This window comes from Streptomyces sp. NPDC001828, assembly GCF_042892175.1.
Classification (GTDB): Bacteria; Actinomycetota; Actinomycetes; order Streptomycetales; family Streptomycetaceae; genus Streptomyces.
The window spans coordinates 134,190-156,367 of record NZ_JBIATV010000008.1 but is presented as its reverse complement, the minus strand read 5'-3'; the positions used below and the strand labels follow the sequence as shown (position 1 = coordinate 156,367).

19 protein-coding genes are annotated in these 22,178 nt (G+C 72.9%); 7 read left to right on the top strand and 12 right to left on the bottom strand.

Annotated features, from left to right (window positions below; genetic code table 11):
- Positions 1 to 66 precede the first annotated feature (66 nt).
- Complete coding sequence (gene idi, locus ACFYZA_RS22775; protein ID WP_388492405.1) at positions 67 to 672, top strand: isopentenyl-diphosphate Delta-isomerase; 606 nt, start codon at positions 67 to 69, stop codon at positions 670 to 672.
- On the opposite strand, the gene ACFYZA_RS22770 is transcribed toward idi, so the two are convergent.
- Both ACFYZA_RS22770 and ACFYZA_RS22765 read right to left on the bottom strand, forming a co-directional pair.
- Complete coding sequence (locus ACFYZA_RS22770) at positions 647 to 1,147, bottom strand: ATP-binding protein (RefSeq protein ID WP_382585953.1); 501 nt, start codon at positions 1,145 to 1,147, stop codon at positions 647 to 649. The genes idi and ACFYZA_RS22770 overlap by 26 nt on opposite strands.
- 134 nt (positions 1,148 to 1,281) lie before the next feature.
- On the bottom strand, positions 1,282 to 1,959 hold the full coding sequence (locus tag ACFYZA_RS22765) for an HdeD family acid-resistance protein (protein WP_382585950.1): 678 nt from the start codon (positions 1,957 to 1,959) through the stop codon (positions 1,282 to 1,284).
- Between the two features lie 74 nt (positions 1,960 to 2,033).
- Here ACFYZA_RS22765 and ACFYZA_RS22760 point away from each other — a divergent pair, with 74 nt between their 5' ends.
- Positions 2,034 to 2,777: an enoyl-CoA hydratase/isomerase family protein gene (locus ACFYZA_RS22760; protein ID WP_388492404.1), complete on the top strand. Its 744-nt coding sequence runs from the start codon at positions 2,034 to 2,036 to the stop codon at positions 2,775 to 2,777.
- On the opposite strand, the gene ACFYZA_RS22755 is transcribed toward ACFYZA_RS22760, so the two are convergent.
- Both ACFYZA_RS22755 and ACFYZA_RS22750 read right to left on the bottom strand, forming a co-directional pair.
- Complete coding sequence (locus tag ACFYZA_RS22755; protein ID WP_388492403.1) at positions 2,768 to 3,406, bottom strand: DJ-1/PfpI family protein; 639 nt, start codon at positions 3,404 to 3,406, stop codon at positions 2,768 to 2,770. The genes ACFYZA_RS22760 and ACFYZA_RS22755 overlap by 10 nt on opposite strands.
- A gap of 20 nt (positions 3,407 to 3,426) precedes the next feature.
- On the bottom strand, positions 3,427 to 4,389 hold the full coding sequence (locus ACFYZA_RS22750; protein WP_382585939.1) for a GlxA family transcriptional regulator: 963 nt from the start codon (positions 4,387 to 4,389) through the stop codon (positions 3,427 to 3,429).
- Between the two features lie 187 nt (positions 4,390 to 4,576).
- Between ACFYZA_RS22750 and ACFYZA_RS22745 the strand changes: the two genes are divergently transcribed.
- Positions 4,577 to 5,440 carry a hypothetical protein gene (locus ACFYZA_RS22745; protein WP_388492401.1) on the top strand — a complete coding sequence of 288 codons (864 nt, stop codon included), beginning with the start codon at positions 4,577 to 4,579 and terminating at the stop codon, positions 5,438 to 5,440.
- Positions 5,441 to 5,506: 66 nt separating this feature from the next.
- Positions 5,507 to 7,957: a Tex family protein gene (locus ACFYZA_RS22740; protein WP_382585933.1), complete on the top strand. Its 2,451-nt coding sequence runs from the start codon at positions 5,507 to 5,509 to the stop codon at positions 7,955 to 7,957.
- A 108-nt stretch (positions 7,958 to 8,065) separates the two neighbouring features.
- On the opposite strand, the gene ACFYZA_RS22735 is transcribed toward ACFYZA_RS22740, so the two are convergent.
- From ACFYZA_RS22735 to ACFYZA_RS22715, 5 genes are all read right to left on the bottom strand, one after another.
- Positions 8,066 to 9,394: a glycosyltransferase gene (locus ACFYZA_RS22735; RefSeq protein WP_388492399.1), complete on the bottom strand. Its 1,329-nt coding sequence runs from the start codon at positions 9,392 to 9,394 to the stop codon at positions 8,066 to 8,068.
- A gap of 123 nt (positions 9,395 to 9,517) precedes the next feature.
- Positions 9,518 to 10,654 (bottom strand): non-hydrolyzing UDP-N-acetylglucosamine 2-epimerase, encoded by a 1,137-nt coding sequence (gene wecB, locus ACFYZA_RS22730; protein ID WP_388492398.1) that lies wholly within the window; start codon positions 10,652 to 10,654, stop codon positions 9,518 to 9,520.
- A 233-nt stretch (positions 10,655 to 10,887) separates the two neighbouring features.
- On the bottom strand, positions 10,888 to 11,580 hold the full coding sequence (locus tag ACFYZA_RS22725) for a response regulator transcription factor (protein ID WP_388492396.1): 693 nt from the start codon (positions 11,578 to 11,580) through the stop codon (positions 10,888 to 10,890).
- Positions 11,577 to 12,704 carry an ATP-binding protein gene (locus ACFYZA_RS22720; protein WP_382585920.1) on the bottom strand — a complete coding sequence of 376 codons (1,128 nt, stop codon included), beginning with the start codon at positions 12,702 to 12,704 and terminating at the stop codon, positions 11,577 to 11,579. Before ACFYZA_RS22720 ends, ACFYZA_RS22725 begins: the two co-directional genes overlap by 4 nt.
- Before the next feature lie 77 nt (positions 12,705 to 12,781).
- The gene (locus ACFYZA_RS22715; protein ID WP_382585917.1) at positions 12,782 to 14,419 is read right to left on the bottom strand and encodes an ABC-F family ATP-binding cassette domain-containing protein; all 1,638 of its coding nucleotides are present in this window, start codon (positions 14,417 to 14,419) and stop codon (positions 12,782 to 12,784) included.
- 403 nt (positions 14,420 to 14,822) lie between these two features.
- Here ACFYZA_RS22715 and ACFYZA_RS22710 point away from each other — a divergent pair, with 403 nt between their 5' ends.
- Positions 14,823 to 15,599, top strand: a complete 777-nt coding sequence (locus ACFYZA_RS22710) for a thioesterase II family protein (protein WP_388492394.1) — start codon at positions 14,823 to 14,825, stop codon at positions 15,597 to 15,599.
- Positions 15,600 to 15,606: 7 nt separating this feature from the next.
- Here ACFYZA_RS22710 and ACFYZA_RS22705 read toward each other — a convergent pair whose 3' ends face one another.
- Positions 15,607 to 17,598 (bottom strand): Xaa-Pro dipeptidyl-peptidase, encoded by a 1,992-nt coding sequence (locus ACFYZA_RS22705; RefSeq protein ID WP_388492393.1) that lies wholly within the window; start codon positions 17,596 to 17,598, stop codon positions 15,607 to 15,609.
- Between the two features lie 212 nt (positions 17,599 to 17,810).
- On the opposite strand from ACFYZA_RS22705, the gene ACFYZA_RS22700 reads away from it, so the two are divergent.
- Positions 17,811 to 19,346, top strand: a complete 1,536-nt coding sequence (locus ACFYZA_RS22700) for a M1 family metallopeptidase (RefSeq protein WP_388492391.1) — start codon at positions 17,811 to 17,813, stop codon at positions 19,344 to 19,346.
- Positions 19,347 to 19,573: 227 nt separating this feature from the next.
- Complete coding sequence (locus ACFYZA_RS22695) at positions 19,574 to 20,599, top strand: LacI family DNA-binding transcriptional regulator (protein WP_382585905.1); 1,026 nt, start codon at positions 19,574 to 19,576, stop codon at positions 20,597 to 20,599.
- Positions 20,600 to 20,640: 41 nt separating this feature from the next.
- Here the strand turns inward: ACFYZA_RS22695 and ACFYZA_RS22690 are convergent, their stop codons facing one another.
- Complete coding sequence (locus ACFYZA_RS22690; protein ID WP_388492390.1) at positions 20,641 to 21,516, bottom strand: oxygenase MpaB family protein; 876 nt, start codon at positions 21,514 to 21,516, stop codon at positions 20,641 to 20,643.
- 178 nt (positions 21,517 to 21,694) lie between these two features.
- Positions 21,695 to 22,168 carry a hypothetical protein gene (locus ACFYZA_RS22685; RefSeq protein ID WP_388492388.1) on the bottom strand — a complete coding sequence of 158 codons (474 nt, stop codon included), beginning with the start codon at positions 22,166 to 22,168 and terminating at the stop codon, positions 21,695 to 21,697.
- Positions 22,169 to 22,178: the final 10 nt, after the last annotated feature.

Genomic DNA, 22,178 nt, shown 5'->3' with positions numbered 1-22,178 from the left:
TCAATGGCGGAGACGCCGCTTTTGTACGGCAGACTGAGCAGCCGAGGACCGAAGCGAAGGATGGTTATGCCGAGCACATCAGCCACCACGGCGAACAACTCGTCGAACGGGACCACGGGCGCCACCGCACCAGAGATCATGCTCGAACTCGTCGACGAGAGCGGCAACACCATCGGAACCGCGGAGAAGCTCTCCGCCCACCAGGCGCCCGGGCAGTTGCACCGGGCGTTCTCCGTCTTCCTCTTCGACCCGGCGGGCCGGCTCCTCCTCCAGCGGCGGGCGCTCGGCAAGTACCACTCCCCCGGTGTGTGGTCCAACACGTGCTGCGGCCACCCCTACCCCGGCGAGTCCCCGTTCGCGGCGGCCGCCCGGCGCACCTACGAGGAGCTGGGCATCGCGCCGTCGCTGCTCGCAGAGGCGGGCACGGTGCGCTACAACCACCCGGACCCGGAGTCGGGCCTGGTGGAGCAGGAGTTCAACCACCTCTTCGTGGGCCTGGCGCAGTCGCCGCTGCGGCCGGACCCGGAGGAGGTCGGCGAGACCGTGTTCGTGACGCCGCGCGAGCTCACCGAGCGGCACGCGCGCGACACGTTCTCGGCGTGGTTCATGACGGTGCTCGACGCGGCGCGGCCCGCGGTCAGGGAACTCACGGGGCCCGACGCGGGCTGGTGATCCCCGGCAGGGGGGCCAGCGGGAGTGCGGCCCAGACGATCTTTCCGCCGTTGGCGGTCTGCTCGACGTCGCACACCCCGCCGGCCTCCTCGGTGATCTCGCGGACCAGGAGCAGGCCCCGGCCGCCGGTCTGCGCGTAGTCGGCCTCCAGGGCCTTCGGCCGGTAGGGGTGGTTGTCCTCGACGGACACCCTGATCCACTCGGCGCCGATGGCCACCTCGACGGCCACCTGCGGCGAGAGCAGGGCCGCGTGTCTGACCGCGTTGGTGACCAGCTCCGAGACGATCAGGAGCAGGCCCTGGATGAGGTCCTCGTGGGCCGGCACCCCCTGGCGGCGCAGCAGGTCGCGCACCGCGTGCCGGGCCTGCGGCACGGAGGCGTCGACGGCGGGGGCGGTGAACCGCCACACGCCCTCGTACGACTGCTGCCGGGCCGGGGCCGCGGGTTCGGGCGGCAGGCTCCCGCGGATCTCCATGTTCCGGCACCACCCTCGCGGCTCGACTCCACACTCGTCTGCTGAAGAGTGTCGGGAGTGCGTTGGTCCGGACCGGCAGACTGAACAGAAGTCAGCGTCTATCGCCGCTTTTTGATCCCCGATGCGGGAAAAGGTCATCTCTCCGTCGGGTTCTGACCCTCGTCTGACGGCTTTGCCATGGCTTGCGGGGGTGTCGGAGACATCGGAGGGGTGCCCTTTCCGCCCTCTCCCGGGGTCACCGCGTCGCTGACGAGAGTGACGATTCTGCGCCCGCCCACTCCGATGGCGATCAGCCCGAGCCCGTCGAACAGCAGGGCCAGCGAGAAGAAACAGCCGATGACGTACCGGCTGTTGCTCGGCCAGTTGGCGAGCACCAGGATGCCCAGGAGCACCCCGAACGCGCCCTGCACCAGCGTCCAGCCGAACTGCGGGCCGCGCACCACCACGCTGCCCACCAGACGGAAGACGCCGCCGGTCAGGAACAGCAGGGCCGCGAACATCGTGAGCGCCTCGGCGCTGCCCTCGGGCCGCCTGATGATCACCACGCCGGCGGCGAGGTTCAGGGCCGCGACCACGACGGCGAGCCAGAAGAAGCCGGAGCCGCGCGACTGGATCGCGTGCGCGAGGCCGACCACGCCGCCGATCAGGAGCAGCCAGCCGAAGAGCAGCATCGTGGTGAGGGTGGCGAACTCGGTGTAGCCGAGGCCCACCAGACCGGCCACCACCAGAACCGCCCCGAGCAGGGCGAGCAGTCCGAAGCTGCGGCTGAGTCTCCTGCCCTCGCGTCCGACGTTCTGCTTGGGTCCGGCCATCGGCGTCTCCTCATCGATCCGCGTGCGACCCCCTTGTGATCATAGGTTTCGCCCGCCCGGATAGCATCCGGCGCATGCAGCTGGAGCAGAGCCTCGCCGATGGCGTCGCCACCGTCGTGATCAGCAACCCCGCCAAACGCAACGCGATGACCTCCGCGATGTGGCGGGAGCTTCCGCCGCTGCTCGACGCCCTGGCCGGCGATCCACGGGTGGGGGCCCTGGTGCTGACCGGGGCCGGCGACACGTTCTGCGCGGGCGCGGACATCTCGACGCTGCGGGAGCCGGGCGACGACCCTAGGGCCCTCGCGGTACGGGCGGAGGAGGCGCTCGCCGCCTTCCCCAAGCCGACGCTCGCCGCGGTGCGGGGGCACTGCGTGGGCGGCGGCAGTCAGCTCGCGGCCGCCTGCGATCTGCGGTTCGCCCAGGAGGGCGCGCTGTTCGGCGTCACCCCCGCGAAGCTCGGCATCGTCTACCCCGCGTCGGCGACCCGCCGGCTCACCGCGCTCGTGGGTCCCGCGACCGCCAAGTACCTTCTTTTCTCAGGGGAGTTGATCGACAGCGCGCGGGCGCTGCGCACCGGCCTGGTGGACGAGGTGCTCGCGGCGGGCGAACTGGACGAGCGGGTGGCCGAGTTCACCCGCGTCCTGGTGTCGCGCTCGCGGCTCACCCAGGCGGCGGCGAAGGAGTTCGCGGACGGCAGGACCGACCGGGACGCGCACTGGGCGGCACAGGAGCGCGGCTGCGGCGACACCGCGGAGGGGATCGCCGCCTTCCTGGAGCGCCGGGCCCCGCGCTTCACCTGGCACCCTCAGGCCTGAGGCACGCCCTTGGCCCTGAGGTGCTCGACCAGGTCGGCGGGCGCCTTCCGCGGCGAGCCCGCGTCGTAGGGCGGCTGCGGGTCGTACTCCATGAGGAGCTGGACGGACTGGGCGTGCCGGTCCCCGGCGATCTCGCCGAGCAGCGTGAGGCCCATGTCGATGCCGGAGGACACCCCGGCGGCGGTGACGTACTTGTGGTCCATGACCACCCGCTCCGCCGTCGGCGTCGCGCCGAAGCCGCGCAGCCCGTCCAGGGCGAGCCAGTGCGAGGTGGCGCGCCGGCCCCTGAGGAGCCCGGCCGCACCGAGCAGCAGCGAGCCCGTGCACACCGACGTCGTCCACGTCGTCATGACGTCCACCTTGCGCAGCCAGTCCAGGAGCGGCCCGCCCCCGAGGTGCGGCTCGACCGCCTCGGACGGGGCGCCCGGCACGACAACGATGTCGGGTCGGACCACGTCCGCCAGGGACCGCTCGGCGACGAGGCGGAGGCTGCCGCTGTCGTTGCGCACGGCCCCTGCCCGCTCGGCCACGAACACCGTCTCGGCGCCGGGAAGCCGGCTGAGCGCCTCGTACGGGCCGACCGCGTCCAGGGCGGTGAACCGGTCGTAGAGCAGGATCGCGATCTGCATGGGGTGCCTCTCGGGACGGGCTAGGCGGGGGCGGGGCGGAAGCGGCGGCGGTACTCGGCGGGGGCCGTGCCCAGCATTTTGACGAAGGCGCGCCGCATCGCCTCGGGGGTGCCGTAGCCGGCCGCGCGGGAGACCTCCTGGATGCCGTCCGGGGTCTCCTCGAGGAGGCGGCGGGCGTATTCGAGGCGGACGCGCTCGACGTAGCGGCCGGGGGTGGTGCCGGTCTCGGCGTGGAAGGCGCGGGCGAAGTGCCGGGGCGAGAGGCTGGCGCGCTGGGCGAGGGCCTCCACCGACAGGTCGCCGTCGGGGTGCTCGGCGATCCACTGCTGGAGTTCGCGCAGCGGCTCGCGGCGGGCCGTCTGCGCGGCGAGCTGGGCGCTGAACTGAGCCTGATTTCCCGGTCTGCGCAGAAACACCACCATGGTGCGGGCGATGGCCAGGGCCACGTCCCTGCCGTGGTCCTCCTCCACGAGGGCGAGGGAGAGGTCGATGCCGGCGGTGACCCCCGCCGAGGTGGCAACGTTGCCATCCCGCACGAAAATCGGATCCGGCTCGACCCGTACGGCCGGATAGCGGTGGGCGAGGCGGGCGCACAGCGCCCAGTGCGTGGTGGCCCGGCGCCCGTCGAGCAGCCCCGCCTCGGCGAGCAGCAGCGAGCCGGTGCACACCGAGACGAGCCGCTGGGCGCGCGGGCCGTGCGCCCGCAGCCAGTTGACCAGGCGGGGGTCGGGCGCACTCGCGCCGTCGCCGCCCGGCACGAGCAGGATGTCGGCGGGCCCGGCGTCCGCGAGCGCGCAGTCGGCCATGAGGCGCAGCCCGCTGTGCGAGGTGACCGGGGCCCCGTCGAGCGAGGCGAAGCGCAGCCGGTAGGCGGCCGGGTCCCCGAGGACGCGGCACGCCGCGGCGAACACCTCGGCCGGTCCGGTCACATCGAGACTCTGGACGTCGTCGAAGAGGACGACCAGGACGGAGCGCTGCGTCATATCCCCATCCTTGGGCCGGGGCGCGATGGCCGCAATGACGAGAAGCCCACCTTTCCTGCCATCGCGACGCCGGCAGAGGCTGTCGGAGGCCACCTGAGCCCGGCGGACGGCATCGGGGTGCTGTGGTCCTATGCCGGGGCCGCCCCTGCCCTTCACGGCGTACCGACCAGTCGGTAACGTGCCGTGCATGAGTACTCTCCCCCCGCTCGCCGGGCGCCGCTGTCAGAACCCCGTCAACTCCCTGCACTCCACCCTCTACTTCTCGCCCGACCTCACCAAGGAACTGGCCGGGCTCGGCATCGAGGACCGCAGCGCCGCCTACTTCGCCGGGCGGGCGGCCGCGATGGGTGCCGTGGGGCCCGGCGTGGTGGCGGCCACCTTCTACAACTTCAAGCACGAACTGATCGCCCGGCACCTGCCCGCCGTGTGGGACATCGCCTCCCCCGAGGACGTGCTCGCCGCACGCCTGCGCGCCGCCGACAGCACCCTGCGCCGGCTGCTCGGCGAGGAGACCGTCGCGTCGCCGGAGATGGCGGAGGCGGCCCGGCTCGCGCTGCGCGCCACCGAGGGCTGCACCCGCCACGCCCGCCCCCTGTACGCGGCGCACGCCGACCTGCCGGTGCCCGAGCAGCCGCACCTCGCCTACTGGCACGCGGCGACACTGCTGCGCGAACACCGGGGCGACGGCCACCTCACCGCGCTGCTCGACCTGGAACTCGACCCCCTGGAGGCGCTCGTCAGCCACACCGCGACCGGCAAGGGCATGGCTCCGCGCTGGGTCATCGCCACCCGTGGCTGGGAGCGGTCGGACTGGGAGGCGGCGGCCGGGCGGCTTCGCGCGCGCGGACTCCTGGACGCGGACGGCGAGTTGACCGAGGCGGGCGTGGCGCTGCGCGCCGAGCTGGAGGACCGCACCGACCGTCTCGACCTCGCCCCTTATGAACACCTCGGCGAGCAGGGCGTGGCGCGGCTCACCGAGCTCGCGAAGGGCTTCACCGTGACGGCGGCCCTCGCGGGCGGCTTCCCGGCCGATCTCGTCGGCAAGGGCTGATCGTCGATTGTCGTCGCCGCCTGCCACAATGGCGCCCCAGGCTCAGCGAGAAGGCGGTACGGCAACGTGACGACGTCCATCGAAGGCAGGATCGCCGAAGAACTCGGCGTACGGGAGCGGCAGGTGAAGGCCGCCGTCGAGCTGCTCGACGGCGGGTCCACCGTCCCGTTCATCGCGCGCTACCGCAAGGAAGCGACCGAGATGCTGGACGACGCCCAGCTGCGCACCCTTGAGGAGCGGCTGCGCTATCTGCGCGAGCTGGAGGACCGGCGCAGCGCGGTCCTCGACTCCGTACGGGAGCAGGGCAAGCTCACCGAGGCGCTCGAGGCGCAGATCCGGGGCGCCGACACCAAGGCCCGCCTGGAGGACATCTACCTGCCGTTCAAGCCGAAGCGGCGCACCAAGGCGCAGATCGCCCGCGAGGCCGGCCTCGAACCGCTCGCCGACGGACTGCTCACCGACCCGTCGGCCGATCCGCTCGCCGCGGCCGCCGCGTTCGTGGACGCCGACAAGGGCGTCGCCGATCCCGCGGCCGCCCTGGAGGGCGCCCGCTCCATCCTCGCCGAGCGCTTCTCCGAGGACGCCGACCTGACCGGCGAGCTGCGCGAGCGCATGTGGACGAAGGGCCGGCTCGCGGCGAAGGTCCGCGAGGGCAAGGAGGAGGCCGGCGCGAAGTTCGCCGACTACTTCGACTTCACCGAGCCGTTCACCGCGCTGCCCTCGCACCGGGTCCTCGCGATGCTGCGCGGCGAGAAGGAGGAGGTCCTCGACCTCGTCCTGGAGCCCGAAGAGCCGTCGGCGGAGCCCGGCCCCTCGACGTACGAGAACATGGTGGCGCGCCGTTTCGGCGTGGCCGACCGGGGCCGCCCCGGCGACAAGTGGCTCGCCGACACGGTGCGTTGGGCCTGGCGCACCCGCATCCTGGTGCACCTCGGCATCGACCTGCGGCTGCGCCTCCGTACGGCCGCCGAGGACGAGGCGGTCCGCGTCTTCGCCTCCAACCTGCGGGACCTGCTGCTGGCCGCCCCGGCCGGCACCCGCGCCACGCTCGGCCTCGACCCCGGCTTCCGCACGGGTGTGAAGGTGGCCGTCGTCGACGCGACCGGCAAGGTCGTCGCCACCGATGTGATCCACCCGCACGTCCCGGCGAACAAGTGGGACCAGGCGCTCGCGAAGCTGGCCGGCCTGTGCCGGGAGCACGCGGTCGAGCTGATCGCCATCGGCAACGGCACCGCATCGCGCGAGACCGACAAGCTCGCCGGTGAACTCATCGCCCAGCAGCCGGAGTTGGGCCTCGCCAAGGTCATGGTGTCGGAGGCCGGCGCTTCGGTGTACTCGGCCTCGGCGTTCGCCTCGCAGGAGTTCCCGGACATGGACGTGTCGCTGCGCGGCGCGGTCTCCATCGCCCGGCGGCTGCAGGACCCGCTCGCCGAGCTGGTGAAGATCGACCCGAAGTCCATCGGGGTGGGCCAGTACCAGCACGACCTGTCCGAGGTGAAGCTGTCGCGCTCGCTCGACGCGGTGGTCGAGGACTGTGTGAACGGCGTGGGCGTCGACGTCAACACCGCGTCGGCGCCGCTGCTTTCGCGGGTGTCCGGCATCGGCTCCGGCCTCGCCGAGAACATCGTGGCGCACCGCGACACCAACGGCCCGTTCCGCTCGCGCCGGGCGCTGAAGGACGTGGCGCGGCTCGGCCCGAAGGCGTACGAGCAGTGCGCGGGCTTCCTGCGGATCCGCGACGGCGAGGACCCGCTGGACGCGTCCAGCGTGCACCCCGAGGCGTATCCGGTGGTGCGGCGGATGGTGAAGACGGCGGGCAGCGAGGTCGCGTCCCTCATCGGCAACACCGGTGTGCTGCGCTCGCTGCGGCCCGACGACTTCGTGGACGAGACCTTCGGCCTGCCCACCGTCACCGACATCCTGCGCGAGCTGGAGAAGCCGGGCCGCGACCCGCGTCCGGCGTTCAAGACGGCCACCTTCAAGGAGGGCGTCGAGAAGATCGGCGACCTGGCGTCCGGGATGGTCCTCGAAGGAGTCGTCACCAACGTGGCGGCGTTCGGCGCCTTCATCGACATCGGTGTGCACCAGGACGGGCTCGCGCATGTCTCGGCGCTGTCGAAGACGTTCGTGAAGGACCCCCGGGACGTGGTGAAGCCGGGCGACATCGTGAAGGTGAAGGTCCTCGACGTCGACGTGCCGCGCAAGCGGATCTCGCTGACGCTGCGCCTCGACGACGACGCGTCCGCGCCGGGCGGCGCGCCCAAGCGGGAGCGGGGCGAGCGGGGCGGCCAGGGCCAGGCCCAGGGCAACCGGCCCCCGCAGCAGCGGCAGGGCCAGGGCCAGGGCCAGGGAGGCCGGCAGCGCCGGGGCGGCTCCGGCGGCGGCGAGGCCCGCGGCGGCAACCGGCAGGGCGGCGGCCAGGGCCGCGCCTCGGCGCCGGCTCCCGCCAACAGCGCGATGGCGGACGCCCTGCGCAAGGCGGGCCTGGTCGACCCGAAGGGCCGCGGCGGCCGCTGAGGCGACCCGCATGGGGGCGGGCCGCATGGGGACGGGCCGCTCGGGAGCGGGCCGCATGAGGGCGGGCGTACGACAACTGCCGTACGCCCGCCGCCGGTTGACGGGGCCTCAGCCCTCCAGTGCGGTGGGACCGGCCGTGACCGGCTCGGCGTTGCGGCGGGTCTTGGCCCAGCCGGTGCGGCCGCGCAGGCTGCGGACGAAGCCGCGCGCCGAGACCACGAACAGGTGGTAGGCGTACAGCCACAGCGCGACGCCCCACAGCACGCCGGTGATCCGCGAGGCCTCCGGGGCGTGGTCGCGGCGGTAGACGGGCCCCCACAGCACGAACGGTCCGATGGAGAGCGCCGCGAGCACCAGCGTGAGCGGCCACGTCGCGAGCGAACCCAGGCCGCCGAGCACCAGCATCCAGGCGCAGAGCACGAGCGTGAGCAGGTGCGCGACGGGCTGGAAGAACGTGTACAGCGTCTCCAGGACACCCGCGCCGGTGTACTGGCGCGAGGAGAGGATACGGGCGGCGTAGCGCACGCACTGGAGGTTGCCCTGTGCCCAGCGGGTGCGCTGGGTGAGCAGCCGGCGCACGTGCGGCAGGCCTTCCTGGGAGACCCAGGTGTCGGCGATGTGCGTGACGCGGTAGCCCGCGAGGATCATCTGCAGGCCCAGCTCGTAGTCCTCCAGGAGCGCGCCGCGCTGCCAGGGGCGCCGTTCGGACACGGCGATCCGGTCGAGCGCCGAGAGCCGGGTGAACTGGCCGTTGCCGCCGAGTCCGACCGAGCCGGTGCGGCCGCGCAGCAGCTGCATGCCGGCATTGGAGACGGCGAACTCCATGTCCTGCACGCGCACGAGGAGCCGGGCGACGGCGTTGGCCACGCGGCCCCGGTCGGGCAGCGGGCGCTCGTCGTCGACATTGCGCATCCGCACGCCGACCTGCACCCCGCCGACCTCCGGGTCGGCGAACGCGGCCGGTCCCGCGACGAGTCGGAGGGCGTCGGGGTCGAGCCGCCCGTCCGCGTCGATGACGCAGACGACGATCCGCTCCCGGTCCGCCCCGGCGGGCAGGAAGTCCCCGAGCTGCTCATAGGCCGCGTTCAGCGCGTCGCCCTTGCCCGTACGCGCGTCGGGCCGCACCCGGCGCACCAGGTGAACGCGCCGGTCGTCCTCGGCGAGCGCGGCGACGATCAGCCCGGTCCGGTCGTCGCTGTCGTCATCGATGACCCAGACGTGCGCCCCCGGGAAGTCCCCGCGCAGCTGAGCCACGGTGGCCCCCACGACGGCCTCCTCGTCCCGGCACGGCACGAAGAAATGCCAGTCGAACGCCCCGGCCTCCCCCGCTTCGGTCTCCGTACGCCGCAGGTAGGCGTGCCGGGCGCCGGCCCAGTAGAGCAGGAAGCACCCGAGGAGAAAGAAGGGGAAGAGGAAGAGGAGCAGGCTGTTGGGCATGGGAATCCTTGACGCTCGTGAGCCGGTGGGGCCTTTTGAGGGGGGTGCTCGGGGATGTGGGGAGCGGAGCGAGGGGCCGCACCGGCCCGCAGGCGAGGGAGCCCCGGGAGCGGGACGGCCGCGCTATGCCACCCCCGCCGCCGCATACGCGCCGCCCCGCACCCCGAGCCCCGCCAGCAGCGCGACGATCCGCCGCGAGGCGAGCCCGTCGCCGAAGGGGCTGGGGAGGGCCGCGAGGCGGGCCCGGGCGGCCGGTCCCCCGGCCAGGCGGCGACGCACGGCCTCCCCCAACTCCGCTCCCGCAGGGACCAGTTCGGCGAAGTCGGGCATGGCCTCCGGCCGCTCCGTGGAGTTGCGTACGACGACGAGCGGACGGCCGAGGACTGTCACCTCCTCCTGCACGCCCCCGGAGTCGGACACCAGCAGCGCCGCGTGCCGGGCGAGGGCGAGGAACGTGCGGTAGCCCAACGGCTCGGTGACGACCAGCGGTTCGAGGAGCCCGCCGAGCCCCGCCGCCTCGATACGCGCACGGGTGCGGGGGTGGAGCGGCAGCACAACAGGCAACTCGGCCGCCAGCGAGGCCAGTTCGGCGAGGACGGCCCGCAACACCGCCGGGTCGTCCGTGTTCTCGGGCCGGTGGACGGTCGCCAGGACGTACCCGTCACTGGCGAGCCCGAGCCGCCCCAGCTCGGCGAACTGCTGCGCACTGGTGGGCAGTTGACCGCGTACCGCTTCGACGACCGTGTTCCCGGTGACCTCGACGCGCCCCGCCGCGATGCCCTCCGCCAGGAGGTTGTCCCGGTTCGCCGGCGTCGCCGCGCACAGCACGTCCGCCAGCCGGTCGATGAGCACCCGGTTGTGCTCCTCGGGCATGTTCCGGTCGTGGCTGCGCAGCCCCGCCTCGACATGGACGAGCGGAATGCCGCGCGCGTTGGCGGCGAGGGCGCCGGAGAGCGCCGCGTTGGTGTCGCCCTGGACCACGACCGCGCGCGGCGGCTCGGCCGCGAACACCGCGTCGAGCTGGGCCAGGGCCGCCGAGATCTGAACCGCCCGGGACCGGCCGCCGATGCCCGTGAGGTAGGTCGGCTCGGGTATCGCGAGGTCGGCGAGGAAGCGGCCGGACAGTTCCTCGTCGTAGTGCTGCCCCGTGTGCACGACGTGCGCGGCGGGCCCCAGGAGACGGATCAGCTCGGTCAGCTTGACCAGCTCGGGGCGGGTGCCGAGGACGATGGCGATGCTGCGGGGCGGCAGGGCGGGCAAGGGGACTCCAGGAACGGACCGGCGGGGGGACGCCCATGAGAGTGGCCGGTGTCCGTTGCGCACCCGGATGGCGTTCGGTTGCCCAACGGTTGCGAAGCCGCCAACCGGACAACCCGGGCCTTTCGTCCCGGGCGCGGCCGGGACCTTCGCCCCACAGACGCCCCCCGCACAGCCTCCGCGCCGGATACGCGCCCGGCCCTCGTACCCGGTGGGACCACCCGGCCGGGGCCACCTCAGGCGCCCTGATCCCCCCGGTAGCGATAGCCGAGCCCCCGCACGGCTTCGAGCGGGTCGGACTCGAGGCTCCCCGCCGCCTGCTGGAGCTTGCGCCGCACGCGCAGCACGGCGAACTTCACGCGCTCGCGGCCGATGCCCTGGGGGTCGTCCCAGACCTGGTCGAGCAGCTGGTCGGTGGTGACGACCCGGCCCCGGTTGCGGACCAGCACCTGGAGCAGCCGGTACTCGATGTCGCTGAGCCGCACCTCCTCGCCGCGCCAGACCGCCGAGCGTCGCTCGGGTACGAGGCGCAGCGCCTCGTCGTGGGAGGCCCCGGCCCAGCGGGCCGGCGAGGCGCGGCGCAGGAGGGCCTCGACACGGGCCAGCAGTTCCTCGTTGCCGAACGGCTTGGGCAGATAGTCGTCCGCCCCGGCCCGCAGCCCGCGCACCCGGTCGCCCTCGGCGCCTCGTGCGGTGAGCAGCAGCACGGGCAGGTCGGTCATGTCGCGGGTGCGTTCCAGGACCTGCCAGCCGTCGAGTTCCGGCAGGCCGACGTCCAGGACCATCAGGTCGGGGCTGTCCGCGAAGAGCCGGCGCAGCCCCTCGCGGCCGTCGGCGGCGGGCACCACCTCGTACCCGGCCCGGGTGAACAGGATGCGCAGGGCCAGCGCCACATCGGGGTCGTCCTCGACGACCAGGATCCGCGTCACCGCCCGCCCTCCTCGGCGGGCGGCCCCGCGACGGGGAGCCGGATGCCGAAGACCGCTCCCCCGCCCTCGGCACCCGAGACGGTGAGCTCGCCGCCGTGCCGGCGCACGATCTCGCGGCTGATGGTGAGGCCGAGCCCGGTGCCGGGGAAGCCCCCGGTCTCGGCGTTGGGAGCGCGTACGAACCCGGAGAAGATCTCCTCGCGGTACTGCTCGGGCACGCCGATCCCGGTGTCGGTGACGTCGATGTGCCACTGGTCGCCGTGCGGGGCCGCGTCGATGTCGATGCGGCCGCCCGGCGGGGTGAACTTGGCAGCGTTCTCAAGGAGGTTGGCGAGCACATGCGCCAGGCGGTGCTCGTCGCCGTGCAGCAGCGGGCCCTCGGCGCAGCGCAGCACCACGAACACCCCGGCCCGTGAGGTGGTGGACATCCGGTCGAGCACGGCGTGCTGGAGCATCCGCGCGATGTCCACCCGGCCGAACTCCATCTTCAGCTGCGGGGAGCGCAGCCGGGCCGTGTCCATGAGCGTGGTCATGACGCCCTCCATGCGGGCGGCGTTGCGCCGGATCGCGGCCAGGAGAGCGCTCTGATCGGGGTCGAGCGGGCCGGCCGCCGGGTCGGCGAGCAGCTCGCAGAAGCTGAGGATCGAGGTCAGCGGGGTGCGCAGGCTGTGCGAGGCGAGGGCCAGGAACTCGTTGCGCTGCCCGGCGAGCTCGGCCAGGGCCGCGTTGTCGCGCTCCAGGGCGTGCTCGCGGCGCTTGTCCTCGGTGATGTCCTCCGCCGTCCACAGCGACCCGAAGGGCACGCCCTCGGCGTCGTACAGCGGCTCCACGTCGCGCCGGATCACCCGGCCGTCGGTGAGAGCGATCTCGGCGGCCCGGTGGATGTGGCGGGCGGCGATCGCGTGGGTGGTGTCGACGACCCAGGCGGGCCGGTCGGCGAAGGTGTCGCACACCGCGTCGACGACCGGGCCGAGCGGTGCGCCCGGGGTGGTCGCGACGCGGCCCGCGAGGGCGAACATCTCGGTGAAGCGCCGGTTGACGGCGATCACGATGTCGTCGCCGCCTTGAACGATGGCCGCCCTGGGAAGCGCTTCCAGGACGGCCTGCAGTCGGTCGCGGTGCACCCGACCACCGTACGCTCGGGCCACCGCGAATCGCGGTCGCGAACGGGCGCGCCCCCGGTCCGGTGACCCGGGCGGAGTCAGTGCTCGGTGACCTTTCCGTCCGCGACTTCCAGGCGGCGGGACGTGTGGACCGCGTCGAGCATCCGGCGGTCGTGGGTGACCAGGAGCAGGGTGCCGGTGTACGAGTCGAGCGCGGACTCCAGCTGTTCGATGGCCGGCAGGTCGAGGTGGTTGGTCGGCTCGTCGAGGACGAGGAGGTTGACGCCCCGGCCCTGGAGCAGCGCGAGGGCGGCCCGGGTGCGCTCGCCGGGCGAGAGCGAGCCGGCCGGGCGCAGCACGTGGTGCGCCTTGAGCCCGAACTTGGCGAGCAGGGTGCGCACCTCGGCGGGCTCCGTGTCGGGGACGGCCGCGCAGAACGCGTCGAGCAGCGACTCCTCGCCCAGGAACAGGCCGCGCGCCTGGTCGACCTCGCCGACGACGACACCGGAGCCGAGCGTGCCCTGCCCCGCGTCCAGCGGGAGCCGCCCCAGGAGGGCGGCGAGCAGCGTGGACTTGCCCGCGCCGTTGGCACCGGTGATGGCGACGCGGTCGGCCCAGTCGATCTGGAGCGAGACGGGCCCGAAGGTGAAGCCCTCGCGATGCACCTCGGCGCCGTTCAGCGTCGCGACGACCGCGCCCGAGCGGGGCGCGGCGGCGATCTCCATGCGCAGCTCCCACTCCTTGCGGGGCTCGTCGACCACGTCGAGGCGTTCGATCATGCGCTGGGTCTGACGGGCCTTGGCGGCCTGCTTCTCGCTGGACTCGCTGCGGAACTTCCTGCCCAGCTTGTCGCTGTCGGTGGCCTTGCGGCGGGCGTTCTTGACGCCCTTGTCCATCCAGGAGCGCTGCATCTGGGCGCGGCCTTCGAGCGCGGAGCGCTTGTCGGCGTACTCCTCGAAGTCTTCGCGGGCGTGCCGGCGGGCGGTGTCGCGCTCTTCGAGGTAGGCCTCGTAGCCGCCGCCGTACAGGTTGATCTGCTGCTGGGCCAGGTCGAGTTCGAGGACCTTGGTGACGGTGCGGGCGAGGAACTCGCGGTCGTGGCTGACGACGACGGTGCCGGCCCGCAGCCCCTTCACGAAGGCTTCGAGGCGCTCCAGGCCGTCCAGGTCGAGGTCGTTGGTCGGCTCGTCGAGCAGGAAGACGTCGTAGCGGGACAGGAGCAGCGAGGCGAGTCCCGCGCGGGCGGCCTGGCCGCCTGAGAGCGCGGTCATCGGCTGGTCGAGGCCGGTGGTCAGGCCGAGGGAGGCCGCCACCTCCTCGGCCCGCTCGTCGAGGTCGGCGCCGCCGAGCGCGAGCCAGCGCTCCAGGCTGTCGGCGTACGCGTCGTCGGCGCCGGGGGCTCCGTCGACCAGGGCCTGGGTCGCGGTGTCCATCGTTTCCTGGGCGGCGGCGACTCCGGTGCGCCGCGCGAGGAAGGCACGGACCGTCTCACCGGGGCGCCGGTCGGGCTCCTGCGGAAGGTGGCCCACGCTCGCGCCCGGCGGGGAGAGCCGCAGTTCGCCCTGTTCGGGGGTGTCGAGCCCGGCGAGCAGGCGGAGCAGGGAGGACTTGCCCGCGCCGTTGGGTCCGACGAGGCCGATGACGTCGCCGGGGGCGACCACCAGGTCGAGCCCGGCGAACAGGGTGCGGTCGCCGTGGCCGGCGGCGAGGTCCTTGGCGACGAGAGTTGCAGTCATGAGGTGTCCGATCCTAAGCCGTCGCCCGGCCCGCCCCCATCCCCGTCCGCCGACGGCCTCCCCCACACCGGCGCCGCCCGCCGGGGCCGCCACCTGGCAGCGCTTCACGCATCGCGAACGGCCGGGCGGCACGGGCCACCACTGCGGCGCGTCACCGGCCGCCGATGACTTGGCGGCACGGGCCACCGCCGCCGCGTGGCGGGCACGACGGCCGGGCGTCACCGGTCACGACGGGACGGCCAGGCATGGCCCGTCGCGGTGGCCGCGCTCTCCCGGGCCACGGTGGCACGCATCACCGGCCGCCCTGGCCGAAACGGGCCGTCTTCGGCGGCTCGCGGTGCGAGACTCCGCAGGTACGGGCCCCGCCCATGCCACCGCCCCGCACCTTGGAGGTTTCCGCACCATGAGCACTGCCGCGTCGCCCCGCTGGCTCATCGCCGGGTCGCCGCGCCCCGGCGCCCCCAAGCTCTACTGCTTCGCGCACGGGGGCGGTTCCGCCACGGAGTACCTGCGCTGGGCGCCCGACCTGCCGGATGCCGAACTCCACGCCGTACAGCTGCCGGGCCGCGGCTCCCGGTACGGCGAGCCGATGTTCGCCTCGATGGACGCGCTGGTGGCCGCGTTCCTCGACGAGGTGGAACCCGGCCCGGCGCCGTTCGCCTTCTTCGGGCACAGCCTCGGCTCGCTCGTCGCGTACGAGATCACCCGCGCCCTGCGCGACGCGGGCCGGCCACTGCCGTACCGGCTGATCCTGTCGGGCTATCCCGCGCCGCACCGCCGCCACGTACGCGTCGACGACCCCCTGCACCGCCTGCCCGACAACGAGCTCATCGACCGGATCGCGCGGCTCCACGGCGGCATCCCGCAGGAGGTCCTCGACTCGGCCGAGCTGCGGGAGCTGGTCGTCGGTGCGCTGCGGGCCGACTACCGCGTCCTGGAGACGTACGCCTGGCGGAAGGCGGAGCCCCTGCCCGTGCCGATCACGGTGTTCGGCGGCAGCGCGGACCACTCGCGCGAGCAGCTCGACGCCTGGCAGCAGCACACCCAAGCCGACTTGACGGTTCGTCAATTCCCGGGCGGACACTTCTACTTGCGCGAGGACCCCGCCCCGGTGCTGCGGGAGCTGGCGAAGGCCGTGGCACGCACCACGCCCTCCGCCGCTCCCCGCTCGGCCGGCTGAGCCCGGCTCAGCGGCGGGCATCTCCCGGAACCCGCCGCGTCATCCGCGGCACCGGTACGCCCTTGGCGGACGGCGTCGCCGCCTGAGCGCCGAGCCGTGGAGGCGTGCCCGTGGTGGCCCGGGCGAACGCCCGGGAGCCGCCGACGAACGGCACCTGGGCCGCCGTGCGCGCCAGATCCACCGTGAGGGTCGGCTTGTCGGCCGCCGGCTCGATGAGCCCGTTGTCGGTGCCCGCGACGATCAGCGCGAGCCGGTGCCCGGCCGGTACGACATGGTCGGTGGCGGCCAGGTCGAGCGTGATCGTGTACGGCTTGCCCGGGGTCAGCGCCACGCCCTTGGCGGCGGATGCGTAGTGGCCGAGATCGGCCCAGCCACGGCTGAACACGGTGGCGCTCACATCGGCCCTGTCGGCCGAGGTGGTGCGGTAGCAGGAGCTGTCACCGGCCGTGCTCGCGCCCCAGCAGGTGCGGTCGCTGCCGGTGAGGATGCCTTCGCCGTCCCCGGAGTAGTTGCGGATGGTGTCGGGCCCGAGGTCCACGAGGACCGCCGAGAGATGGGCGCTGCTGGTGGTGGGCGTCGCGGTCACGGTGACCTTGGACGAGCCGGACACCCGCAGGTCCCTGGTGAGCGGCTGCGTGACGAACCCGGCCTTCTCGGGAGTGGACTTGTCGATCGCGGCGGCCCAACTGGTCTCGTCGAGGGCCGGGTTGTCGGTGAACGTGGCCGTGGTCCTGGCGGGCGCGGACTTCAGCGAGAGCCCGCCGACACCCGCGACCGGCCCGCTCACGGAGTGCACCACGGTCGCCGAGGTGCCGGCCGGCGGCCACACGCGGTCGGTGCTCCACTGGTCGGGGTGGCGCTCGATGTCGGCCATCGGCTGCCGCTCGATGCCGTTGTCGTAGCCGAGGAGGTAGTGGTCGAACCACTGGTGCAGGGTGTCCACCCAGGCGCCGCGCCGGTAGTCGAACGGGTCGACGTGGCCGGTCTGGGACAGCCAGATCTTGCGCTCCACACCGTTCTTGGAGAGCGCTTCCCACCACTGGCCGAAGTTCTTCGTACGGACGTTGAGGTCCTGCATGCCGTGCACGACGAAGACGCTGGCCTTCACCTTGTCGGCGCCGAGCACGTAGTCCCGGGCGGTCCAGAACTTCGTCCAGTCGCCGGTGCGCGGCGCCCCGTCGACGAGCTTCTGCTGGGCCGCGGCACAGCGGGCCTGTGCGTCCGGGCTGTCGACGTATCCGGCCAGCTCGGCCGGGCCGCCGTCGTAGAGGGCGGCGCCCTTGGCGAAGTAGTAGTCGTACCAGGACGAGATCGAGCTGATCGGCACGATCGTCTTGAGGCCCTCGACACCGGTGGCGGCGACGCCGTTGGCTATGGTGCCGTCCCAGCTCTTGCCGATCATGCCGGTGCGGCCGTTGCTCCACCCGGCGCCGGCGCGCTGGGTCCCGGTGCGCGTCGTGTAGGCGCGGGCCCGGCCGTTCAGCCAGTCGACGACCGCCTTCGCGGAGAGCACGTCGGAGGGTCCGCCGACGTCGACACAGCCGTCCGAGCGATTGGTTCCGGCCAGGTCCACGCCGACCACGGCGTAGCCGCGCGGCACGAAGTAGTTGTCGTAATAGAGCGGCATCTGCACGACGTTCCCGTTGGCGTCGTACGTCTTGAGCTGGCTCTCGTTGCCGCGCCCACAGCACGAGTAGTAGGGGCTCGCGTCCATGATGACCGGAACCTTGCGGCCCTGCTGTGCGGCTTCGCGGGGCCGCACGATGTCGACGGCGACGCGGTCGTTCCTGCCGTCCCCGTCGCCGTCCAGGCCGGTGTCGACCCAGACGGCCTCGCGGACGGCGTTCGCGTACGAATAGACCGGCCGGCTCTCCTTGGCGTGCGCCGCCTGGGCGCCGCCCGGAGCCAGGAGCACCGCCGCCAGGGCGGTCACGGCCGCGAGGACGAGCGAACTGAGGGATCTTGACCTGTGGCGGGTGCCCCGCGCGCGTATCGGCATGGCCGGAAGGTACTCCGGTCAACTCCCGCGCAAAAGAGGGCAGTCGAAGCGCCAAAGCGAACGAAGGGGCACAAGTCAACATGTCGGCCGAATGGCGATCGTGTGACAGGAGGAGCCATGGACATGACCGGGGCGGCAAGGGCTGAATAGGCTCCGAAGAGATCGTTCATCATCGTTCACCCCACGACGACACTGACGACTTGGAGCCTTTCGTGCACCGCAAAATCATCGCCCCGAGCGTGCTCGCCGCCTCCCTGCTGCTGGTGATCCCGGCATCGGCCGCGGACTTCACTCCGGGTGCCCCGGGCATCGGCGACCCCTACTACCCGGCCAGCGGCAACGGCGGTTACGACGTCTCGCACTACGACCTCAAGCTCAGGTACCAGCCGAAGACGGACCTGCTGGAGGGCACGGCCACGCTGCTCGCCACCACCCAGCAGGACCTGTCCCGCTTCAACCTGGACTTCGGCCTCGCCGTCAGCGAGGTGCGGGTGAACGGCACCAAGGCCACGTTCGCGAAGTCCGGCAGCCACGAGCTGGAGATCACCCCGGCGACTCCGCTGCCCAAGGGCCGGTCGATCACGGTGGTCGTCAAGTACGCGGGCAAGCCGTCCGAGTTGAAGGTCGACGGCTGGACGGCGTGGGCGCGCACTCCGGACGGCGGGGTGGCGGCCCAGGAGCCGGACTCGGCCGTGTGGTGGTTCCCCTCCAACGACCACCCCCTGGATAAGGCCACCTACGACGTGTCGGTGAAGGTGCCCGACGGCACCCAGGCGATCAGCAACGGCGTTCTGCAGAGCCAGAGTTCGAAGCTCGGCTGGACCACGTACAACTGGCGCTCCAACAAGCCGCAGGCCTCCTACCTGACCACCCTCGCGGTGGGCAAGTTCGACATCACCACCGACAAGACGGCGAGCGGCCTGCCGGTCCTCAACGCGTACAGCAAGGACCTGGGCGACAACGACGGGTCCGCGCGCGCCAGCATCGAGCGCACCAAGGACGTCGCCGAGTGGCTTGAGAGCGTGTTCGGCAAGTATCCCTTCAACGCGGTCGGCGGCTACGTCCCGAACGTCACGAGCCACTTCGCGCTCGAAACGCAGACGCGGCCGTTCTACAGCCCCGCACAGTTCGCCAACGGCGCCAACGTGTCCGTGGTCGTCCACGAGCTGGCGCACCAGTGGTACGGCGACAGCGTCTCGGTCAAGGGCTGGAAGGACATCTGGGACAACGAGGGCTTCGCGTCCTACGCCCAGTGGCTCTGGTCGGAGAAGGAGGGCGACGGGACCGCGCAGGAGCTGGCGGACTGGGTCTACTCCCAGCACCCCGCCGACGACCCGTTCTGGAAGGTCAAGCCGGGCGACCCGGGCCCGGACAACCAGTTCGACGGCGCCGTCTACGACCGGGGCGCCGTCGCCATCCAGGCGCTGCGCAACACGGTCGGCGACGCCTCCTTCTTCAAGATCCTCAAGGGCTGGCCGACCGAGCACGCCTACGGCAACGCGGCGGTGGGCGACTTCGTGAAGTACGCCGAGAAGGTCTCGGGCAAGCCGCTCGCGGAGCTCTTCGACACCTGGCTCTTCCAGCCGTCGAAGCCGTCCAACTCGGCTGCCCTGAAGGCCAAGTTCGGCGCCCGGGCCGGTGTCACCGCATCGCCGTCGTCGAAGGCGGTCAACCCGGTGAAGCCGGTGGAGCCCAAGTCCTGGAAGAAGATCGCCGAGTCCCACACGTCGGCCCACCCCCAGCACTGACGCCCCAGGGGCGATACGCCGGGACGGCCAGGGGGCAGGACCGGGACGGCCAAGGGAGCTGGGGCCGGGACGCTCAAGGGTCCAGGGCCGGCCCGGATGCCCGGCGGGCGAAGTCCCGTCGGGCATCCCGGCCGGCCGGCCACGGGTGCCTGGGCAGCCGATACGCTGCCGGGCGACGCAGTTCCGCCCAGGGGCTGCCCGTGGTCCGCCGATGAGGAGAACCCGCCGTGACCGAGCAGTACTTCGGGACGCGACCCACCCTCGAAGCCGTCGCGGCGCGCGCCGGCGTCTCCCGGGCCACCGCGTCCCGGGTCGTCAACGGCGGTACCGGGGTGCGTCCGCCGCTCGTCGACAAGGTGCGCCAGGCGGTCGAGGAGCTGGGCTATGTGCCCAATCCCGCGGCCCGTTCACTGGTCACCCGCCGCACCGGCGCGGTCGCCGTGATCGTCGCCGAGCCGGAGACCCGGTTCTTCTCCGACCCGTTCTTCTCCCAGCAGATCCGCGGCATCAGCAAGGAACTGTCGGCGAACGACAGCCAGTTGGTGCTGCTGCTCGTCGAGGGACCGGACGACTACGGGCGCATCTCACGCTATCTGACGGGTGGTCATGTCGACGGGGCGCTCGCCTTCTCGCTGCACGACGACGACCCGTTGCCCGCGATCACCCGGGGCGCCGGCATGCTGACGGTCTTCGGCGGCCGGCCCGGCTTCCCCGCGGCCGTCCCCTATGTCGACGCCGACAACCGGGGCGGCGCGCGGGAGGCCGTGCGCCATCTGCTCTCGCTGGGCCGCAGGCACATCGCGCACATCGCGGGCCCGCTGGACCAGACGGCTTCCACCGACCGGCTCGCCGGGTACCGCGACATGCTCCCGGAGGCGGATCCCGCACTGGTGGCGGAGGGTGCGTTCACCACCGCCAGTGGAGCCCGGGCCATGTCCGAACTCCTCGCCCGGAAGCCGGAGTTGGACGCGGTGTTCGCCGCCAACGACCTGATGGCCTCGGGTGCGCTGCGGGTGCTGCGCGAGCACGGCCGGCGGGTGCCGGAGGACGTCGCGCTGGTCGGCTTCGACGACATGGTCTCGATCGCGGAGGCGACCGACCCGCCGCTGACGACCGTGCGCCAGGAGATCGAGGAGATGGGCCGTCTGATGGCAAGACTGCTGCTGCGCGGCCTCGACCAGGGCGGCGCCGGATCGGTCCCACCCGCCTCGGTGATCACCCCGACCACGCTGGTCCGGCGCGCCTCGGCCTGAGCCACGCGCCCACCGGGGTCAACGCTCGGCGGACCGGCAGGTCAGCGCGGGGCGGTGTGCCGCCCGGCCGAGCGGCGGTGCTCGGCCCGGGCGCGGCGCGCGAGCGGCAGATAGCGCAGCCGCTCGGGCAGCAGGGGCGCGACGATGCGCACCGCCCGTCCGAGACGGCGCAGGGTGCGTTCCTGTGTGTCGCTCCAGTCGAGGCCGATCGCCTCGCGGGCGTCCGGCGGCATGAACCCGATGGTGACGAAGCGGCGGAACCGGGCGAGGGGCGGCAGGAGCACCGGCCAGAGCGCTCTCAGGAGCAGGCGCAGTGGCAGCGGCCCCCGGTCGGGGGCCGGGACGGGCCGGTCGGTGGCGACGAGTTCCTCGACCACGGCGTTGGTGCGTATCTCGTCGGCGAGGACCTTGCGGTAGTAGGGCCAGAACTCCTCGATGGTCCCCGGCATGTCCCGGTCATTGATCCCGAGGATCCGGCCGACCTGGAGCCACTCCGCGTACAGCTTGCGGTGCTGGGCGTCGGTGAAGGGGCGGCCCAGGTACTGCTGGGCGTGGGCGTAGACGGGGTAGCCGGTGGCGTGCACCCACGCGTAGTAGGCGGGGGTGAGCGCGTGGTAGCGGCGGCCGGTCGCGTCGGTGCCCTGGATGGTCTTGTGGAGCTCTCGGAGCCGGCGTCCCTCCTCGGCCGCCCGTTCGCCCCCGTACACCCAGAGCTGGAGCGAGCGCAGCGAGCGCTCTCCGCGCCCCCACGGGTCGGTGCGGAACACCGAGTGCTCGTCCACTCCGGCCCCGACGGCGGGGTGCGCGACCTGCATGGTGAGCGCGGCGGGCAGGGCGAGAAGCATCCGGGCGTCACCGGCCAGGCTCCACAGGACGCCCCCGGGCGGCGGGGGCGCGGGCTCGGCGCGGCGGCTCATGGCTGGGCTCCCTGAGGCTGACGGGGCTGGTGGTACAGCCGTGACTGTAGGGATTCCAGTATGCATTCCCGCAGGTCACGGCCGCACGCGGACCCCTCGGGCACGCGGGATCCTCAAGGACACGCGCAGCCGGACTCCACCCCCGGCGGCCCGCCCGGGTCGGGGGGGCGCGGCGGCGTCAGCGTTCGGCCGGGGCGGTCAGGAGCTCGCCGAGGATGCGGCCGGCGAGGTCGGCGGCCAGGACGTCGACGTAAGGGCGCAGTTCGGCCTCGGCGGCGGCGCGGGCGGCGGCGATGCTCTCGGCGCCGGCGGCGAGGAGTTCATCGCGCTCTCGCACGCCTTCCGCGCGGGCGGCGGCCATCGCCGCGGTGCCCTCCTCCTTGGCCTGCTGCCGGATGCGGGCCGCTTCGTGGCGCGCCCCGGCGAGTTCGGCCTCGTAACGGGAGCGCACCTCGGCGGCCTCGGCGAGGATGGTTTCGGCCTCGTGCGTGCGGCCCGTCGTCAGCGCCTCGCGCTCGTCCAGGGTCCGCTTGACGCGGGGCAGGAGTACGCCCGCGAGGATCCCGAAGCAGAGCAGGAACAGCACCAGGCCGATCAGGAGATCGGGCACCGTGGGGTTGAGGGGGCCCACATTGATCGGAAGAAGCTTCACGCCTGGCACC

Bases quoted from the DNA above. Each gene is read 5' to 3' on its own strand.
- ACFYZA_RS22760 (WP_388492404.1), top strand. From the start codon at position 2,034: ATGCAGCTGGAGCAGAGCCTCGCCGATGGCGTCGCCACCGTCGTGATC.
- ACFYZA_RS22765 (WP_382585950.1), bottom strand. From the start codon at position 1,959: ATGGCCGGACCCAAGCAGAACGTCGGACGCGAGGGCAGGAGACTCAGC.
- ACFYZA_RS22755 (WP_388492403.1), bottom strand. From the start codon at position 3,406: ATGCAGATCGCGATCCTGCTCTACGACCGGTTCACCGCCCTGGACGCG.
- idi (WP_388492405.1), top strand. From the start codon at position 67: ATGCCGAGCACATCAGCCACCACGGCGAACAACTCGTCGAACGGGACC.
- ACFYZA_RS22705 (WP_388492393.1), bottom strand. From the start codon at position 17,598: ATGCCGATACGCGCGCGGGGCACCCGCCACAGGTCAAGATCCCTCAGT.
- ACFYZA_RS22770 (WP_382585953.1), bottom strand. From the start codon at position 1,147: ATGGAGATCCGCGGGAGCCTGCCGCCCGAACCCGCGGCCCCGGCCCGG.
- ACFYZA_RS22710 (WP_388492394.1), top strand. From the start codon at position 14,823: ATGAGCACTGCCGCGTCGCCCCGCTGGCTCATCGCCGGGTCGCCGCGC.
- ACFYZA_RS22690 (WP_388492390.1), bottom strand. From the start codon at position 21,516: ATGAGCCGCCGCGCCGAGCCCGCGCCCCCGCCGCCCGGGGGCGTCCTG.
- ACFYZA_RS22715 (WP_382585917.1), bottom strand. From the start codon at position 14,419: ATGACTGCAACTCTCGTCGCCAAGGACCTCGCCGCCGGCCACGGCGAC.
- ACFYZA_RS22745 (WP_388492401.1), top strand. From the start codon at position 4,577: ATGAGTACTCTCCCCCCGCTCGCCGGGCGCCGCTGTCAGAACCCCGTC.
- ACFYZA_RS22750 (WP_382585939.1), bottom strand. From the start codon at position 4,389: ATGACGCAGCGCTCCGTCCTGGTCGTCCTCTTCGACGACGTCCAGAGT.
- ACFYZA_RS22735 (WP_388492399.1), bottom strand. From the start codon at position 9,394: ATGCCCAACAGCCTGCTCCTCTTCCTCTTCCCCTTCTTTCTCCTCGGG.